Source organism: Mesorhizobium sp. P3_A2 (assembly GCF_056403115.1).
Window position 1 is genome coordinate 405,637 of record NZ_JBFUGC010000004.1, and the last position, 17,602, is coordinate 423,238.

The following is a 17,602-nucleotide window of genomic DNA, read 5'->3' on the forward strand; positions in this document are numbered from 1 at the left end:
GGCGAGAAATCAGGCAGCAGCCCTGATCATATCAGCCGCCTTCTCGGCGATCATGATGGTCGGCGCATTGGTATTGCCGCCGATCAGTGTCGGCATCACCGAGGCGTCGACGACACGCAGCCCCTGTAGTCCGCGCACCTTAAGCTGTGGATCAACGACGGCCATCGCATCGACACCCATCTTGCAGGTGCCGAGGGGATGATAGATCGTGTCGGCGCGAGCGCGGATATGGGCCATCAGCTCGGCATCGCTGGAAACGCCGGCGGTATAGATCTCCCTGTCGCGGTACTTTGCCAGCGCCGGCGCCTCCAATATGGCGCGCATCATCCTGGCACCCTTGAGCAGCAAGGCGCCGTCCCGTTCGTCGGATAGAAAGCGCGGATCGATGCGCGGCGGCGCCAGCGGGTCCGGGCTCGACAGTCCGACCTCGCCGCGCGAATGCGGCCGAAGCACGCAGACGTGGCAGGAAAAGCCGTAGCCCAGATGCAGCTTGCGGCCATGATCGTCGACGATGGCGATGCAGAAATGCAATTGCAGATCGGGCCTGTCGATCGCCGGATCGGATTTGAGGAAAGCGCCGCCTTCCGCATAGGGCGTGGCGATCATGCCGGTGCCGTTTCTGCGCCAGCGCACTATGTGCCTGAGAAGGCCGGGCAGACCGCGCAGGCCGATGCCCATCATGTCGGCATCCTTCGATGTCCAGGCCAGGATGAAATCGAGATGGTCCTGCAGGTTCTTGCCGACGCCGGGCAGCTCATGGGCAACGACAATGCCGTGCGCGGCAAGCTCGTGGGCCGGACCAATGCCGGATAGGAGCAGGAGCTGCGGCGAACCGAAGGCGCCGCCGCAGACGATGACCTCGCGCCTGGCCTTGGCCACGGCCTCGCTATTGCCCTTGCAGTACCGAACCCCGGTGGCGCGCTTGCCGTCGAGCACAATGCCGGTGGCATGCGCGCCGGTGATCACGGTGAGGTTCGGCCGGCTCATTGCCGGATGCAGATAGGCGGCGGCTGCCGAGCAGCGTTCGCCATTTCGGTCTCCACCCCAGAATTGCGTGACCTGATAAAGCCCCGCCCCTTCCTGTTCCGGCCCGTTGAAATCGTCATTGCGGCGGATCTGGTTTTCACCGCAGGCCTCGACAAAGGCGCGCGCGATCGGGCGCGGCTCCTGCTGTTCGCCGACCCTGAGCGGCCCATCGCCGCCATGCAGCGCGTCGGCGCCGCGTTGATTGCCTTCGGCGCGCTTGAAATAGGGCAGCACCTCGTCCCACGACCAGCCCTGGCAGCCGAGACCGGCCCATTCGTCGTAATCGCCGCGATGCCCTCGCGTGTAAAGCATGGCATTGATGGCGCTGGAGCCGCCAAGCGCCTTGCCGCGCGGCTGGTAGCCCTTGCGGCCGCCGAGCCCTTGCTGCGGCACCGTCTGCAATCCCCAATTGTTGATCTTCGGCCGGCCGGGCAGCAGCGCAATGATGCCTGCCGGCGCCCGGATGAGCAGATTCCTGCCCTCGCCGCCGGCTTCGATCAGGCAGACGGTAACGGATGGATCTTCCGACAACCGTGCGGCAAGCGTGCAGCCGGCGGAGCCACCGCCTGCTATGACATAGTCGAAATCCATGGTGACCCTCCGGGTTCACCCGGCGGATATTTCCGTCCGGACAACCAAGAGAAGGCCCGATCAAGTCTGATGTAAAGACGTAGGGAATTACCGCTGCGTCAGCTGCCCCGCAGCCGTCGCCAGGAGTATTTCGGCCCCTTCGGCTCAGACGCTTCGGTCGGCTGGTAATACAGCCCCAGCCCGCCGATGCGACCTTCTTCGAGCCGTTTCAACAGCACCGGGTTGGAAATCTCGAATTCGTCGAAGCCGAGCCGCAGCATATGCGGCAGCTGGTCAACGAGAACCTGCCCGGTGGCCCGGACGGCGCCCTCGAACTGGTAACGGCTGCGCAGCAGCTCACCCTTGGAGAAGGAGCGGCCGTCATTGAAGGCCGGGAAGGCCAGCGCCACCAGCGACAGCTGGTCAAGCAGATCGGCGATCTTCTCCAGCTGGTCGCCTGGCTGCAGCATCACGCCAAGCCGCTCCTTGGCCGAACGGCGCACCTCGGGATCGAGATCGAGAAACGCCTGCAGCGGCAGGATGAAGCGGCCATTGCCCGCCAGCGCGTCAGCACTTTCGGCATGGCTCCACTCGTCCTCGCGAAAACCCTCCGGGGTCCAGAGCCGGGTCTCCGGTGTCGTCGGTTCAGTCATCAGAAATTCCTAAAGCCCAAAAAATCAAAAGTCCGCTGAAGGCCAGCCCACAAGAAACCGGCGGCGTCCGAGTGGAAGCCGCCGTGTGCAGGCCGGTCTCACCTGAATATCAACATATCCTATAGCGATGCGTCGGTCAGCGACTTCTCCAGCCCCGACAGATGGATGCCGCACTCGGTCTTGGCATGACCGGCCCAGCGGCCGCTGCGCGCATCCTCGCCCGGCTGCACCGGCTGCGTGCACGGGAAGCAACCGATCGACAGATAGCCGTAGGCGACCAGCGGATTTTCGCGCAGCGCATGCGCGCGCATGTAGTCGGCCTGGTCGGACGTCGTCCAGTGCGCCAGCGGATTGATGCGCACGCGCGGACCGACCGCCTCGAACACCGGCAGCGCTGCCCGCGTCGAGGCCTGGAAGCGCTTGCGGCCGGTGAACCAGGCGCGGAAGGGCGCCACGCCGCGCGCCAGCGGCTCGACTTTGCGCACATCGCAGCAGGCGTCGGTGTTGCTCTGGTGCAGATTGCCGGTCGGGTCGATCCGTTCGAGCGCAGCCTCTTCCGGCTTGATCACCCTGATGTTGGTCAGCCCGAAATCGGCGGCGAGTGCGTCGCGATAGCCGAGCGTTTCCTCGAAATGCTTGCCGGTGTCGAGGAAGATCACCGGCAGCGTGCGGTCGACCTCGGCGATCATGTGCAGCAGCACCGCCGAATCCGCGCCGAAGGACGAGACGGCGGCGATTTCGTCGTGAAACAGCTCGCGGGCCGCGCGTTCGATGATCTCAAGCGGCTTCAGATGTCCGTACAGCGCATCGAAGCCCGCCGCCTTGGCGGCGATGCTGTCATCGACGTCGACTATACGGTCAAGCGGCCTTGGTTTCGCCAGCATAGAGCGCCTCCTTGAACGGCGCGGGACCGACACGGCGGTAGGCGTCGATGAATCTTTCACTGGGACTGAGCCGAAGGCCGAGATAGGTGTCGACGATCTGCTCGATGGCGTCGGTGATCTCTTCCGAGGAAAAGCCGCGGCCGATGATCTCGCCGACCGAGGTGTTCTCGTCGGCCGAGCCGCCAAGCGTCACCTGATACAGCTCGGAGCCTTTCTTCTCGACACCGAGAATGCCGATATGGCCGACATGGTGGTGGCCGCAGGCATTGATGCAGCCGGAAATCTTGAGCTTCAGCTCGCCGATTTCGCGCTGCCGCTCCAGCGAAGCGAAGCGAAGCGAGATTTCCTGCGCGATCGGGATCGAGCGCGCCGTCGCCAGCGCACAATAGTCGAGGCCGGGGCAGGAAATGATGTCGCTGATCAGGTTGGAATTGGCCGTCGCCAGACCAATATCGACCAGCGCGTCATAGACCGCCTTCAGATCGGCGCGCGCCACATGCGGCAGGATGAGGTTCTGCTCATGACTGACGCGCAGCTCTTCGAAAGCGTATTTCTCGGCGATGTCGGCAACCGCTTCCATCTGGCTGTCGGTGGCGTCGCCCGGCACCTCGCCAATGCCTTTCAGCGAAATCGTCACCGCCGCATAGTCGGGATGGCGATGCGTCACGACATTCTGGTCGAGCCAGTCCGAGAAGCTCTTGGAATCGAGCCGTGCAAGCTTGACCGCCGCGTCGCCTTCCGGCCGATCCACCAGCTGAGGCGGCGCGAAATAGGCGTCGATGGCGCGGATGTCGGCATCCGGCAGCTTCAGCTCGGCGTCCTTCAACTCCTGCCATTCGGCCTCGACCTGGCGGGTGATTTCCTCGACGCCGGTCTCATGCACCAGGATCTTGATGCGCGCCTTGTACTTGTTGTCGCGGCGGCCATAGAGGTTGTAAACGCGCAGGATCGCTGTGCAGTAGGACAGAAGATCGGCTTCCGGCAGGAAGTCGCGGATCTTTTTCGCCACCATCGGCGTGCGGCCCTGGCCGCCACCGACATAGACGGCAAAGCCAAGCTCGCCGGCAGCGTTCTTCTTCAGGTGCAAGCCGATGTCATGCGTCTGGATAGCGGCGCGATCGCGCTCGGCCCCGGTCACCGCGATCTTGAACTTGCGCGGCAGGAACGAGAATTCCGGGTGCACCGACGACCATTGCCGCAGGATCTCGGCATAGGGGCGCGGATCGGCGACCTCGTCAGCGGCAGCGCCGGCAAAATGGTCGGCGGTGACATTGCGGATGCAATTGCCGCTGGTCTGGATGGCGTGCATCTCGACACTGGCGAGATCGGCCAGGATCGCCGGAATGTCCGACAGCGCCGGCCAGTTGAACTGGATGTTCTGGCGCGTGGTGAAGTGGCCGTAGCCCTTGTCGTATTTGCGCGCGATGTGACCGAGCATGCGCAACTGCTTGCCGTTCAGCGTGCCATAGGGCACCGCGATGCGTAGCATGTAGGCGTGCAGCTGCAGGTAGACGCCGTTCATCAGCCTGAGCGGCCGGAACTGGTCCTCGGTGATCTCGCCGGACAGCCGGCGCTCGACCTGGTCGCTGAACTCGGCGACGCGGGCCTGGACAAAATCGTGGTCGAACTCATCGTAACGGTACATGCTTCGTCTTTCAGGGCGCGTCCGCCCGTTTCACTCAATTCCTGGCTATGCCGCCCGCGCAGCCTGCTTGCCCAGGTCTTCGCGGATGGTGGGGCCGGCGGCGCGGATCTTTTCGCGCAGCCGCACCGGCTCGACGACGCCATTGACGACCTCAGCGTCGATCAGATTGACGTCGACCACTTCATTGTCGGCATAGGCCTTTGCGCCGATCGCCTCGAGGCGATCCTCGGCCGCCTTGTCATGGGCGAGATCGGCGTGGTCCACCGTCTCGGCCCAGCCACCATCGGCGTACCAGACGGCGATGCCGTCGGTGAGGCGGTTTGCGGTCAGTATCTTCATGGTTCGACCTCTGCGGCGGCCGCGCTGGCGGCGCTCTTATGACTATGTGCCGCGAGCGGCTCGGAACGTTCAAAGTTGGCGCCGGCAACCGCGTCACCAATGATGGTCATCACCGGGCCGGTCAGATCGGCGCGCGCCTCCAGCGACGGCAGGTCGGCCAGCGTGCCGTGGAAACGGCGGCGGTTCTGCAGGCTGGCATTCTCGACCACGGCGACCGCCGTATCCGGCGACAGGCCGGCCTCGATCAGCCGCCCCGCAACCTCGGCCGCAACCGAGCGCCCCATATAGACGGCTACGGTGGCGCCGGAGATGGCGAGCTTGGCCCAATCCGGCAGCGAATTGCCCTTCAGATCATGGCCGGTGGTGAACACCATCGACGAAGACACGCCACGCAGCGTCAGCGGCAGTTCGAAATCGGCGGCAGCAGCGAAAGCGGCGGTGACGCCCGGGACCACGTCATAGGCGATACCGGCATCGCGAAGCGCAGCCATCTCTTCGCCGGCGCGGCCGAACACCAGCGGGTCGCCCGACTTCAGCCGCACGACGCGCTTGCCCTGCCCGCCAAGCTCGACCAGCAACGCATTGATCTCGGCCTGGCTCTTGGTGTGGCAGCCCTTGCGTTTTCCAACAGGCAGCCGCTCGGCGTCGCGGCGGCCCATGGCGACGATCGCTTCAGGCACCAGCGCGTCATAGACGATGACGTCGGCTTCCATCAGCAAGCGATGCGCGCGCAGCGTCAGAAGATCCTCGGCGCCGGGGCCGGCGCCAACCAGGGCGATGTGCCCCGAAGCCGGAGCCTTCGACAGCAACAGATCGACGGCGGCATCATGCGCCTGCGACAGTTCGCCGGCTTCGACGGCGCGCGCCGGCGCGCCTTGGAAAAAACTGCCCCAGAACTGGCGGCGGGCATTGCCTTTCGGCAGCAGCTTTTCGGCAGCGCCACGGAACGAGGCGGCAAGCGTTGCCAGCGGCCCGAGCGACGGCGACAGCATGCGGTCGATGCGGCTGCGCAGCATCTGCGCCAGCACCGGGCCGGCGCCCTCGGTGCCGATGGCGATGGCGATGGGCGCGCGGTTGACCAGCGCCGGGGTAAAGAAATCGCAGAGCTCCGGCCGGTCGACAGCATTGACCGGGATGCCAAGCCGACGCGCATCTTCGGCGACGGGGCGATCGAGCGTCTCGTCGCCGCTGGCGGCAAACACCATGACCGTGCCTTCGAGATGTGCGGCATCGTAAGGCGCTGAGATGTGGGTGGCGCCGGTCGCGGCGATGAAGCTCAGCAGTTCGGCGTCGGCGATCTCAGCGATAATGCGCAGTATCGCGCTCGACTGATCGAGCAGCCGCGCCTTGGCCAAAGCCTCGGCGCCGCCGCCGACGATGGCCACTGCTTCGCCTTCGACCCGCAGGAAGACGGGGAAAGCGTTGAGCTTGGGATTGGCCTGAGGCATGACGAACAGATTCCGGAACAAGGTGGCAGTTTTACGCGCGGGCGCGAAAAAGCTGAAGGAACCCACTCGCGCATCCCCTGACGGGAGGCAATCGGTTTTCCGCAAGCCAGAAGACCAAGAGAAAAATATTCCATATCCGCACATCGAGCGGATTGAAGCTGCTGCCGCAGGCCTTGTTATGCGGCTCTTTTATCCCTGACCCGGGCGGGCCGCAAAATTGTTTTTTCTAAATTCTACCAATTTAGTAGATTAAAGCCGTCGGTGGTACAGCCCTTCGCTGAGGCCGTTGAGTTGCCGCAGACAGGGGCAGCTGCTGGCCTCCCGTCGAACAGTGGAACGTTCCCGCTCCGCCGTGCGTTCTGACCCTGCCGAAGCAGACAATCGTCGGCTGGATTTGAAACCCTTCAAGCAGGAGCGCGCAATGAACAAGATCAACCTGAAACACGGCCTTCTGGTCATGGTGGCCGATGGCGAGAAAGCGCTGTTCCTCAAGAATGAGGGCGACAACCTCTACCCGAACCTGCAGCTCTTCCAGGAGATGAAACAGGATAATCCGGCGACGCGCGAGCAAGGCAGCGACAGCCCCGGCCGCTACAATAACGGCGTATCCGGCAACCGCAGCACCGGCGAGGATACCGACTGGCACCGGCAGGGCAAGGAACGCTTCGCCGAGGAGATCGCCGACCGCCTCTACAAGTTCGCCCATAACGGCATCTTCGACGACATCGTGCTGATTGCGCCGCCCCTGGTGCTCGGCACGATGCGCAAGAAATTGCACAAGGAAGTCACCGACAAGGTGCAGGCCGAAATTCCAAAAACACTGACCAACCATGCCGTGATCGACATCGAGGCCATGCTGCAAGCGGCCTGACACCCAACCGGGTTCCCCTCCGACATCCGCCGCTATCAGGCGCGCGCAGCGATTCTGCTGCGTGCGCCTTTGGTTTTTCAGTCCCTCGCGCCAGCAATTTCCGGCTTGCGGGTTGCATCGCCGGCGCACCCTCCACCATATTAGAAAGGCGGCGGCTTCGGGCGGCGCACACCCGACATCACGGTTCTTGAAAGGCGCTCCATAGACAATGCCGCATGACACGCCCCTTATCGCCACCATCGTCGCCGGTCTGGGGCTGGCATTCATCTTCGGGGCACTTGCCAACCGCTTCCGCATCCCGCCGCTGGTCGGCTATCTCGTCGCCGGCGTGCTGGTCGGGCCGAACACGCCCGGCTTCGTCGCCGATGCTGGCCTTGCAAATGAGCTGGCCGAAATCGGCGTCATCCTGCTCATGTTCGGCGTCGGCCTGCATTTCTCGCTGAAGGATCTTCTCTCCGTCCGCGCCATCGCCGTGCCCGGCGCCATCGTCCAGATCGGCTTTGCCACCGCGCTCGGCGCCGGTCTTGCCTGGATGCTCGGCTGGTCGATGGGCGCCGGCCTGGTCTTCGGCCTGGCGCTTTCGGTGGCGTCCACCGTGGTGCTGCTGCGCGCGCTGCAGGAGCGGCGGCTGATCGAGACCGAGCGCGGCCGCATCGCCGTCGGCTGGCTGATCGTCGAGGATCTGGCCATGGTGCTGGCGCTGGTGCTGCTGCCTGCGCTTGCCGGCGTGCTCGGCGGCCAGCCGCAGATCGATGACCATGCGAGCCTGTTGTCGCTGCCTGCCAGCTACGGCATCTGGGGTGTCGTCGGCCTCACCCTGGCCAAGGTCGTTGCCTTCGTCGTCGTCATGCTGGTTGTCGGCCGCCGGGTCATTCCGTGGATCCTGCACTATGTCGCCCATGCCGGCTCGCGCGAACTGTTCCGGCTGGCCGTGCTGGCGATCGCGCTCGGTGTCGCTTTCGGAGCGGCCAAGCTGTTCGGCGTCTCGCTGGCGCTGGGCGCTTTCTTCGCCGGCATGATCATGAGCGAATCCGAACTCAGCCACCGCGCTGCGGAGGAATCGCTGCCGTTGCGCGACGCCTTCTCGGTGCTGTTCTTCGTCTCGGTCGGCATGCTGTTCGACCCGTTCAGCCTGATGAGCAATGGCTGGCCGATCCTGGCGACGCTGGCCATCATCGTCATCGGCAAGTCGCTGGCCGCCTTCGTCATCGTCATCGCCTTCCGCTATCCGCTGGCGACCGCCTTGATGATCTCGGCCAGTCTTGCCCAGATCGGCGAATTTTCCTTCATCCTAGCCGAGCTCGGCGTCGGGCTGAAACTGTTGCCCGAACAGGGCCGCGACCTGATCCTGGCCGGCGCCATCCTGTCGATCCTCGTCAATCCGCTGATGTTCCTCGCCCTCGACTGGATGAAACCTTGGCTGGACGCACGGAGCGCCAAGACTACGCCGCCGGAAGAGGTCAAGCCGATCGGGCCGGCGATGCAACCCGGGCAAGTGGCCTCTGTAGCCACCGCAGCCAAAGAGGATGGCCCGCCGCCATGCACGACGCTTTCAGGCCACACCATCCTGATCGGCTACGGCCGCGTCGGCAGCCTGGTGGGTGCCGCGCTGAAACAGGCATCCCTGCCCTTCCTGGTGATCGAGGACGCCGACAAGACACTGGCCAGGTTGAGAGACGACGGCGTCGAAACCGTCTCCGGCAATGCGGCCAATGCAGGCGTGTTTGCCGCCGCCAATCCGCAGGAGGCCAAACGACTGATCCTTGCCATTCCCAACGCCTTCGAGGCCGGGCAGATCGTGCTCAGGGCACGCGCCGCCAATCCCGCCATCAACGTCATCGCCCGCGCCCATTCCGATGCCGAGGTCGAGCATCTCAAGGGGCTCGGCGCCGACACCGTCATCATGGGCGAACGCGAAATCGCCCGCGGGATTGTGGAAGAGGTGCTGGGGCAAAAGCCAATGCCACGACCCGAAGCCCTTGAACCCTCTCCGGCCTGAGGTTTGCCCATAGGCGTGTTAATTACGCCACGAAAGCAGAGCCGCCATTTTGCGCGACGCTGCTGAGGTACTTTGCCGGGGGCTTGCCAAGGGCCTTCTTGAACATGGTGATGAAGGCGGTGACGGAGCCATAGCCGAGATCGCCCGCAACCTGCTGCACGCTGGCACCCGAGGCCAGCTCCCTTATGGCGACGATCAGGTGCAATTGCTGGCGCCAGCGACCGAAGCTCAGGCCGGTCTCCTTTACCACGAGACGGGCGAGGCTGCTCTCTGAGAGCGCGACGCGGCTGGCCCATTCCGCCAGCGTGCTGCGGTCGGCAGGGTCCTGCGCCAACGCTTCGGCGATCCGCTGCAAACGCGGCTCGGCGGAGATCGGCAGATGCAGCTGCTGAACCGGCATATCAGGCAGTTCGGCAAGCAGGACGCTTCCTAGGAAGGCGCACCTTGCATCGTCCGGCGCGCAGTCCGACAGTTCGATGATCAACTCGCGCAGCAGCGGCGAGATCGACAGCGTGCAGCAGCGATCCGGCAGATCGGCAGCGCCCGGCTCGATGTAGACGAAGAAAATCCGCGCATTGGCGGTGGCGAGGTTGCTGTGTTCCATGCCGCCGGGAATCCACACCCCGCAATGCGGCGGCACCATCCACAGGCCGCTCGGGACGCGGCAGGTGACGCCACCGCCGAGCGCGAAAACGAGCTGGCCCTTGCGGTGCCAATGGGCGCCCGCTTCAGCTTTGGTTTCGGTGACATCGACGCGCACGGCAATGGCTGGCGTCAGCACATCATCGACATCGAAGTCGACCCAAGGGTAGTGGAGAGGCTGTCTCATGATTGACGGCTTTTAGCGACTATTCGCCATGATAGCTAAATTCTTTAGTGAGGGAAGTCGCTAGGCTCCGGCCCACAACCAACAGGAAGGTACGACCCATGCGCGCCCTTGTCATATCTCCCGACAGCACCACCGGGCTCAAATTCGCCGAGGTCGATGAACCCCAGCCGTTCGCGAACGAGGCACTTGTCTCGGTCCACGCAAACTCGTTGAACCGTGGCGAGTTGCGCCTGCTCACCATACGTCCGGTGGGCTGGATACCCGGTCAGGACGTGGTTGGAATTGTCGCGCGGGCAGCTGCTGATGGCTCCGGGCCAGCGGTCGGCGCCCGGGTTGTGGCTTTGGTCGACGAGGCCGGCTGGGCCGAACGGGTCGCAGTTCCAACCGACCGCCTCGCCGTCATCCCGGATGAGGTCAGCTTCGTCTCCGCCGCCACGCTTCCGGTTGCGGGCACGACGGCGCTGAGGGTCTTGCGCCATGGCGGTGACCTTGCCGGCCAGCAAGTCCTGATCACCGGCGCCAGCGGTGCGGTCGGCCGTTTCCAGATCCAGATCGCCCGCGAGCAAGGTGCCACCGTGACCGCGATTGCCGCCGCAAGGCATGCCGAGGATCTCCGCGGCCTTGGTGCCCAGCAGGTCGTCGACTCGATCGAGCTGTCCAGTGGGCCGTTCTCGCTGGTCACAGAGTCGGTCGGTGGCCAAAGCCTCGCCCACGCCATCGAACGCGTCGCACCGGGGGGCACCATCGTCATGTTTGGTTCGAGCAGCGGCGAGCTGACGCCAATTGGCTTCAGGCAGTTCGTTCCCGGCCACGAGGGCGCGCGGCTTCAGACCTTCGCCTACTACACATCAGGTCCAGCCATTGGCGCCGATATCGCCTCGCTGCTCGCTCTGGTCGCGGCTGGCCGGCTGGAAACCCGCGTGTCCCTGACCCTGCCGTGGACAGACATCGCTCAGGCCCTGGACGCCCTGCGACAGCGCAGCTTCAGCGGCAAGGCTGTCCTCACCATAGCCTGAAATCAGCGCTCAGACGTGCTGGCCGCCATTGATGTGGATTTCCGAGCCCGTCACATAGGACGCCTGCTGCGAGCACAGGAAGAAGATGATGTCGGCGACTTCCGCCGTGGTGCCGAGGCGCCTGAGCGGGATCGTCTCGACGATCTTGTCGGTGCCCGGTGACAGGATCGCCGTGTCGATCTCGCCCGGCGCAATGGCGTTGACCCGAATGCCATGCGGGCCGAAATCATGCGCCATCTCGCGCGTCAGCGAGCCAAGTGCCGCCTTCGAGGTCGCATAGGCGGTGCCGGCGAAGGGATGCACGCGCGTGCCGGCGATCGAGGTGACGTTGACGATCGAGCCCTTGGCCGCAGCCAGCTCCTTGAACAAGCCCCGCGCCAGTATGATCGGTGCGAAAAAATTGACCTGGAACACATCGCGCCAGACATGCATCGGCGTATCGATCGAGTTCATGCGGCTATTGCCGTCCTTGAGCTTCGGCGAGATGCCGGCATTGTTGACCAGCGCGTGCAGCTGACCGCCATGCGCTTCGAGCCGATGGCGGATCTCCGACACGGCGATGCCGACATCTTGCTGGTCGGCCAGATCGACCTTGATGTGATCTTCCGGGCCGGCCGGCCACGGGCAGTCCTCGGCAAAGGCCTGGCGCGAACAAGTGATGACCCGCCAGCCCTCGCGCGAAAAGCGCTTGACCGTCGCATGGCCGATGCCGCGGCTGGCGCCGGTGAGCACGATGGTTTTTCTGGTGTCGGTCTCGGCCATGTCGCTGTCTCCAGCCGGACATGTAGCGGAACGCGGTTGGCGTGGCGAGTGGCGAGTTGACGCTCAGCCGCCGCCGAGAATGTCGAGGATCGACGTCTTCCGCTTCTTGGTCGGGCCGCCGACGCTGCCTGGCGGCACCGGGTGCTTGATCGAAGCTGTAGTGCCGCCGTCGCCGGGCATGTCGAAACCATCAGCATCGACGGTCTCGGCCGGACGGCGGACCGGCGCCTGTGCCGGGGCAGCAGCTGGCGCCGGGGCAGGCTCCGAACGGCCGACGGCCACGGCAGGCAACGGCGCCGCCTGGTTGTTGTCGACTGACGGGATATCGTCGGGGACGATGGTATCGGGCGGCGTCGACTTCCAGGTGCCGGGCAGCGGCCTGACCGGCACGCCTTCATGCGCGGCAACCATGAACTCGTGCCAGGCCTGTGCCGGCAGCGCGCCGCCGGTGACCTTCTTCATCGGGCTGCCGTCATCATTGCCGAACCACACGCCAGTGGTGAGGTTTGCGGTGTAGCCGACGAACCAGGCGTCGCGCGAGTTCTGGCTGGTTCCGGTCTTGCCGGCCGACGGCCAGGCGAAGGCCGCTTTCTTTGCCGTACCGATCTCGACCGTACCGGTCATCATCGAGTTCATCATCCCGACAATGTCCTGCTTGACGACGCGCGGCGCACCGCCACCACTGTCGTCATAGAGCACCTTGCCTTCGGTGGTGGTGATGCGGCGGATGAAATGGATGTCAGGCTTGTAGCCGCCATTGGCGAACGGCACGTAGGCCGATGTCAGCTCGAGCGGCGTCACTTCCGACGTGCCGAGCGCGATCGAGGTGTTGGCCGTCAGTTCCGACTGGATGCCCATGCGGTGCGCCGCCTCGACCACCGCGTCGGGGCCGACCTCCATGGTCAGCTGTGCCGCGACCGAATTCAGCGACTTCGCCAAAGCAGTCGCCAGCGTCACCTTGCCGAAATACTTGCCGCCGTAATTGTCCGGCGTCCACTTGCCGATCTTGATCGGCGCGTCGTTGCGCACGCTGTCGGGCGTGCGGCCGGCCTCGAGCGCGGCCATATAGACGAACGGCTTGAACGCCGAGCCGGGCTGGCGGCGCGCTTCCGAGGCGCGGTCGAACTGGCTGGTCGAATAATCGTAGCCGCCGACCATGGCGCGCACCGCGCCGGAATTGTCGATCGACACCAGCGCGCCCTGGCTGACATTGAGTTTTTTACCGCTGTCGTCGATCAGCCGGCGGATCGACTGTTCGGCGAGCTTCTGCAGGTTGAGGTCGACAGTGGTGTCGACGACGATATCGCTGCGCACATCACCGATCAGATCGGGCAGTTCTTCCATGATGGTGTCGGCGACATAGTTTTCCGAGCCGGTCCAGTAAGACGGCGCGCGCGTTGCCGGCGCGCTCATCGCCGAGGTCAGTTCCTTGGCGCTGATCTTGCCTTCGTCGCGCATGGCGGCGAGCACCAGCTGCGAGCGCTGTTCCGCCGCCTTCGGGTCGCGCGCCGGCGACAGCCGCGACGGCGCCTTCAACAGGCCGGCGAGAAGGGCCGCCTCCGAAAGCGTGACATCGCGCGCGCTCTTGCCGAAATAGCGGCGCGAGGCCGCCTCGACGCCATAGGCGCCAGAGCCGAAATAGACCCGGTTGAGGTACATTTCGAGGATCTGGTCCTTGGTATGCTTATGCTCCAGCCACAGCGACAGCAACACCTCCTGCACCTTGCGCTCCAGCGTGCGGTCGGGCTTCAGGAACAGGTTCTTGGCCAGCTGCTGGGTCAGCGTCGAGCCGCCTTGCGAGAAATGGCCGCCGAGCACATTGGTCACCATGGCGCGCGACAGGCCGATCGGATCGATGCCGAAATGCGAATAGAAGCGGCGGTCCTCGATGGCGATGACGGCCTCGGGAATGTAGGGCGACATTTCGTGCAGGCCGACCGCCTCGCCGCCGCTCATACCTCTGTTGGCGAGCAGCTGGCCGTCGACCGAGACGATCTTGATGTTGGGGGCGCGGTCGGGGATCGACCAGGTAGTGGCCGCCGGCATCTTGGCGCCGTAATAGACGACAATGCCGGCCACCGCGATGCCGCCCCAGATGCAGAGCACGAAGCACCAGTAGAGCATCCGGGCCATAATGCCGAACAGGCCGCGCCGGGGTTTGCCGCGCCTGCCGCGCGACGACTTCGCCTTCGACGATTTGCGTTTGGCGGAGGCTTTGCGGTTGCTCGGCACGACGCGATCCTCCTCGCTCACCGAAAGACCCGGCCGGGATCGCGCCTGCGGCGGTCCCTCGAAACTGGGCTCGATGCGGCTGTCTCTGCGGTTCGCCATGCCTGCGCTTGCTGTCCCCGGTGCCTATGGCGCTCCGGTTGCAGAGTAGATGCGGCGATTTAAGGGCGGGTTAAAACAGGGCTCGTGCAGGCCGTTGAAATTCCTTACGAAATTCTTAATCCGTTACCGCGCGTTACCGCTGCCGTTACCGCTCTGTTCACTGCCCTTGACGCGCGCGTCAGCAAAGCGGTCGGCGGCCTGATGTCGATGATCTCGACCTCATCGGCGTCAAGCGCGAGGCCGGCAAGCAGACCGAGGGCCTGTTCGCCCGGGACGGCAAATATGTCGGCAAGGCCGTTATCGCCACCGGGCGCGCAATCAAGGAACGGCTTTGGCACCGGATAGAGCGCGATCGCACCGCTCAGCCGGCCGGCATCCCGACCGCGGTGGCCGATGGCGACGTCGAATGGGTGAAGCCCGGCATCATCGCTAGGGTCCGTCACCTGCGAGGTGAGGCGAAACTGCGTCATGCTCGGTGCAGGACATCAGGGAGGAATAGATTTCTTGATCAGTCGCGTTGCCATTGCTTATGCCGCAGCGCCACCGCTTCATTGAACGCGCGCGTTCTAACCTACGCCATGGCGCGCAGGCTTGCTCGCGCAGACCTATGGACGTCCTGGGGGCTGCTCCTGCGGAAACTTGTCATTATGGACGATTGCCACGGCCTGCTCAAGGTTGCCTCTCACCTCGAAACCGATCCAGTGTCCGTCCATCATGTGCGTTTGTCTTGGACAGGCCAGGAAATAGTTCCCCGCCTGCTGCGCAACAAAGTTGAGTTGTCTCCTCTCATTAACTTTGATCCCCTCCAGCGGAGTGGTGTACGCTCCCCAGATCGCATCCTCAGCCTTCAACTTCACCGGCATCTCTGACTGAGCATAGACCCTGGTCAGCATCAGGCCGTGCCAGAAATTCGAGGAGCCATTGATGAACTCGATCTGTACCGACCATTTTTCTGGCACGACGATCGTGAGATTGCCGCCCCAGTAGCCGTTGAAGTCGATAATGTCGGTCCGGATGTTGTCCCTGCGGTACCGCTCGAGTTGGTTCCAATCGGCAACAATCTCTATAGCCACCATCTTGGCTGCGGGATCGTTTTTGATCCAGCTCGGGACGAAAGGCTCCCCAGCCAGTGCAAATCCAGGCAACAATCCCAAGGCGAAGGCAAGGTGGGCAAAGCGCGCCATCGCAAGGCTCCTCCCAAGCGGGGGTGCCCGAGTGTAATCGACCGCAATCGAGGTCGACTGGGCCTACCCTTTGAAGAAAAGAATACTATCACAATAACCACACCAGCAAACCCACCGGAAGCGCGGGAGCGCCTGCATATTAGCGATCGGGAACATACGGCTCCTGCGGGCGTTTATCGGGTGATCGGCCCTCTGGGAGGTTGCTATGAGAAAACTGTTACTTGCTTCGGTGATTGCCATCGCCTCCGCCGCCACGGTCGTGCCTGCGGATGCACGATTCTTCGGTCCTGGCATCGGCTTTTTTGGTCCGTTCGGCGGCTTCGGCCCGTTCGGCGGTGGCCCCTTCTACGGCGGCGGCCCCTTTTACGACTATGGCGGCCGCTATTACGGCCCCCGGTATCACGATTATTATCCCGGCTACGTGGCCCGCTACCCACATCGCTACTATTACCGGCATCATCGTCATTGCCACGTGAAGTGGGTGAGGCACTGGCACCATCACCACCGGGTGCTGGAACGCGTTCGGGTTTGCCGGTACTGACAAGCCGGACATTGGCTGCGGTTGCGCGGTAGGCGTGGAAGGTGCTGCGGCCGTTCATAGGAACACCTTCCAAGCGACAAAGGCGGTGAAGGCGACGCCGACGACGAAGCCGTCGGCCGCCCACAAGCCCCCATCTGGCGCCGAGCCTGATCTATCCGATCATCATCCGTGAAGAGCTGTCCCTACGACTCCGGATAATTTCATCCCGCTCTAGGGTATGACTCGGACGCTCCAGACCCGCGTCCGGGCAGGATCTTGAATGACCGCAACACGGACAGAGCTGCTGCCGTTGCGCAAAATCGTTTTTCCGTTAACGTAGGGAGGCATCATCTGACATAAATAGATATTTCAACGCGTCGCCGGTTGCGCTGCCACGTGTTCTCTTTTGACCATACAGCCCGCCGGTCTGGCGCATTATACGCCGGCCGGAATGCTGGCGCCCCCCGCTAGCGCTCCTTTCCGGCCAAGGACAGGCCCGCTGCCGTAGGAGAGCAGCGGGCCGTTTTGCCAAAAAGCTAGGTCGGCCTTTTCTCTGGCCGGCTCAACGGTTCCCCGCTATTGGCCGGCCAGCTTCATAGGGGTATGGTGTGATCGCGGAAGGGGAAATTTCGAAACGGTCCATCGGCCATGTGCAGGTTGACCCTCGCTCTCGCCTTAGTGCTGACCTGTGGCCCCGTGTCCGCAGTAGAGCATTGGTTTGCTCATGACGGCGACACGCTGTGGCATGACAAGAAACGAGTTCAGTTACTCGGTATCGATGCCCCCGAACTTTCCCAGCCGTGTTTTGATGCCGCTGACAAGATCTGGCCCTGCGGCAGGTATGCGCGTGACCACATTCGCCATCTCATTGCCTCTGGGGATGTATCCTGCACCATCGAAGGCAAGGACCGCAATGACGACGATGTCGGCGTCTGCTTCGTTGGGAGCATCGATCTCGCGCGCGACCTGGTAAAACACGGATTGGCGGTCGCCGACAAACAAGCGCCTCGATACCTTGCCGAAGAGCGCGAAGCCCGCAGTGCCAAACGCAACTTGTGGGCAGGGGAATTTATCGACCCCGGCGAATATAGACGGGGTGGACGCCCATAGTTTCGAGATGGCCTTCCATTTTGGCTAACCGCCGCTGTCCATCTGGCGCCGGAAGATTACATGCGGTGGCTTGGGCCGGAGCCGGATCCGCGTGACCTGATGAAGCCGTTCCCGTCCGACCTGATGACGATGTGGCCGATCGACAGCAAGGTCGGCAGCCCGCGCAACAACACGCCCGACATCATTGATAGGATCGGCCTAGGCCGTGAACCCATAAACGGCCAGAAATGACCGGCGCACGGATAGCTTAGTTCGTCGGCAAAGAGGTGCCAATCGCGGTCACGCAGTGATCGCTATTTCGACGGCCCTATTCCGGCAGTGATCGCGCTGTTCGAGCCCCTGATTTTGGCGCTGGCAAGCAGTCGCGCCCGCCGCGAAGGAACAATCCTCGCGTGGCATTTTGTCCGGGCGCCAA

The 17,602-nt window shown here is 63.8% G+C and carries 17 protein-coding genes and 1 pseudogene; 7 read left to right on the plus strand and 11 right to left on the minus strand.

The genetic code is table 11. The features are described from left to right. Positions 1 to 9: 9 nt before the first annotated feature. From AC1DXM_RS12340 to cysG, 6 genes are all read right to left on the minus strand, one after another. Complete coding sequence (locus AC1DXM_RS12340; protein WP_477233287.1) at positions 10 to 1,617, minus strand: GMC family oxidoreductase; 1,608 nt, start codon at positions 1,615 to 1,617, stop codon at positions 10 to 12. A gap of 98 nt (positions 1,618 to 1,715) precedes the next feature. Then, positions 1,716 to 2,249, minus strand: a complete 534-nt coding sequence (locus AC1DXM_RS12345) for a DUF934 domain-containing protein (RefSeq protein WP_477233288.1) — start codon at positions 2,247 to 2,249, stop codon at positions 1,716 to 1,718. A gap of 119 nt (positions 2,250 to 2,368) precedes the next feature. Then, positions 2,369 to 3,133 (minus strand): phosphoadenylyl-sulfate reductase, encoded by a 765-nt coding sequence (locus AC1DXM_RS12350; protein WP_477233289.1) that lies wholly within the window; start codon positions 3,131 to 3,133, stop codon positions 2,369 to 2,371. Beyond that, entirely contained in the window at positions 3,108 to 4,778 is a 1,671-nt protein-coding gene (locus tag AC1DXM_RS12355) for a nitrite/sulfite reductase (RefSeq protein ID WP_477233290.1), read from the minus strand. The genes AC1DXM_RS12350 and AC1DXM_RS12355 overlap by 26 nt, the downstream gene beginning before the upstream one ends. A 45-nt stretch (positions 4,779 to 4,823) precedes the next feature. Further along, on the minus strand, positions 4,824 to 5,117 hold the full coding sequence (locus AC1DXM_RS12360; protein ID WP_112562730.1) for a DUF2849 domain-containing protein: 294 nt from the start codon (positions 5,115 to 5,117) through the stop codon (positions 4,824 to 4,826). Next, a complete protein-coding gene (cysG, locus tag AC1DXM_RS12365; RefSeq protein WP_477233291.1) occupies positions 5,114 to 6,565 on the minus strand; it encodes a siroheme synthase CysG in 1,452 nt (483 codons plus the stop codon). The genes AC1DXM_RS12360 and cysG overlap by 4 nt, the downstream gene beginning before the upstream one ends. Here cysG and AC1DXM_RS12370 point away from each other — a divergent pair. From AC1DXM_RS12370 to AC1DXM_RS12380, 3 genes are all read left to right on the plus strand, one after another. After that, positions 6,564 to 6,764 carry a hypothetical protein gene (locus AC1DXM_RS12370; RefSeq protein ID WP_477233292.1) on the plus strand — a complete coding sequence of 67 codons (201 nt, stop codon included), beginning with the start codon at positions 6,564 to 6,566 and terminating at the stop codon, positions 6,762 to 6,764. The two genes, cysG and AC1DXM_RS12370, sit on opposite strands and share 2 nt — an antisense overlap. Before the next feature lie 222 nt (positions 6,765 to 6,986). After that, entirely contained in the window at positions 6,987 to 7,436 is a 450-nt protein-coding gene (locus AC1DXM_RS12375) for a baeRF12 domain-containing protein (RefSeq protein WP_477233293.1), read from the plus strand. A gap of 208 nt (positions 7,437 to 7,644) precedes the next feature. Continuing rightward, positions 7,645 to 9,435 (plus strand): cation:proton antiporter domain-containing protein, encoded by a 1,791-nt coding sequence (locus AC1DXM_RS12380; RefSeq protein ID WP_477233294.1) that lies wholly within the window; start codon positions 7,645 to 7,647, stop codon positions 9,433 to 9,435. Between the two features lie 22 nt (positions 9,436 to 9,457). Here the strand turns inward: AC1DXM_RS12380 and AC1DXM_RS12385 are convergent, their stop codons facing one another. Beyond that, positions 9,458 to 10,264, minus strand: coding sequence for an AraC family transcriptional regulator (locus tag AC1DXM_RS12385; protein ID WP_477233295.1), 807 nt, complete (start codon positions 10,262 to 10,264; stop codon positions 9,458 to 9,460). Positions 10,265 to 10,362: 98 nt separating this feature from the next. On the opposite strand from AC1DXM_RS12385, the gene AC1DXM_RS12390 reads away from it, so the two are divergent. Beyond that, positions 10,363 to 11,280, plus strand: coding sequence for a zinc-binding dehydrogenase (locus AC1DXM_RS12390; protein WP_477233296.1), 918 nt, complete (start codon positions 10,363 to 10,365; stop codon positions 11,278 to 11,280). A 9-nt stretch (positions 11,281 to 11,289) separates the two neighbouring features. Here AC1DXM_RS12390 and AC1DXM_RS12395 read toward each other — a convergent pair whose 3' ends face one another. The 4 genes from AC1DXM_RS12395 to AC1DXM_RS12410 form a co-directional block, all read right to left on the minus strand. Beyond that, on the minus strand, positions 11,290 to 12,042 hold the full coding sequence (locus tag AC1DXM_RS12395; RefSeq protein ID WP_477233297.1) for an SDR family NAD(P)-dependent oxidoreductase: 753 nt from the start codon (positions 12,040 to 12,042) through the stop codon (positions 11,290 to 11,292). A gap of 63 nt (positions 12,043 to 12,105) precedes the next feature. After that, the gene (locus AC1DXM_RS12400; protein WP_477233298.1) at positions 12,106 to 14,373 is read right to left on the minus strand and encodes a transglycosylase domain-containing protein; all 2,268 of its coding nucleotides are present in this window, start codon (positions 14,371 to 14,373) and stop codon (positions 12,106 to 12,108) included. A 104-nt stretch (positions 14,374 to 14,477) separates the two neighbouring features. Further along, positions 14,478 to 14,843, minus strand: coding sequence for a hypothetical protein (locus AC1DXM_RS12405; RefSeq protein ID WP_477233299.1), 366 nt, complete (start codon positions 14,841 to 14,843; stop codon positions 14,478 to 14,480). Between the two features lie 135 nt (positions 14,844 to 14,978). Next, positions 14,979 to 15,557: a sulfocyanin-like copper-binding protein gene (locus AC1DXM_RS12410; RefSeq protein WP_477233300.1), complete on the minus strand. Its 579-nt coding sequence runs from the start codon at positions 15,555 to 15,557 to the stop codon at positions 14,979 to 14,981. A gap of 205 nt (positions 15,558 to 15,762) precedes the next feature. Between AC1DXM_RS12410 and AC1DXM_RS12415 the strand changes: the two genes are divergently transcribed. The 3 genes and pseudogenes from AC1DXM_RS12415 to AC1DXM_RS12425 form a co-directional block, all read left to right on the plus strand. Next, positions 15,763 to 16,098 carry a hypothetical protein gene (locus AC1DXM_RS12415; protein ID WP_477233301.1) on the plus strand — a complete coding sequence of 112 codons (336 nt, stop codon included), beginning with the start codon at positions 15,763 to 15,765 and terminating at the stop codon, positions 16,096 to 16,098. Positions 16,099 to 16,734: 636 nt separating this feature from the next. Continuing rightward, the gene (locus tag AC1DXM_RS12420; protein WP_477233302.1) at positions 16,735 to 17,187 is read left to right on the plus strand and encodes a thermonuclease family protein; all 453 of its coding nucleotides are present in this window, start codon (positions 16,735 to 16,737) and stop codon (positions 17,185 to 17,187) included. A 36-nt stretch (positions 17,188 to 17,223) separates the two neighbouring features. Next, positions 17,224 to 17,418, plus strand: a pseudogene (locus AC1DXM_RS12425) (SOS response-associated peptidase); the annotation flags it as partial. Positions 17,419 to 17,602: the final 184 nt, after the last annotated feature.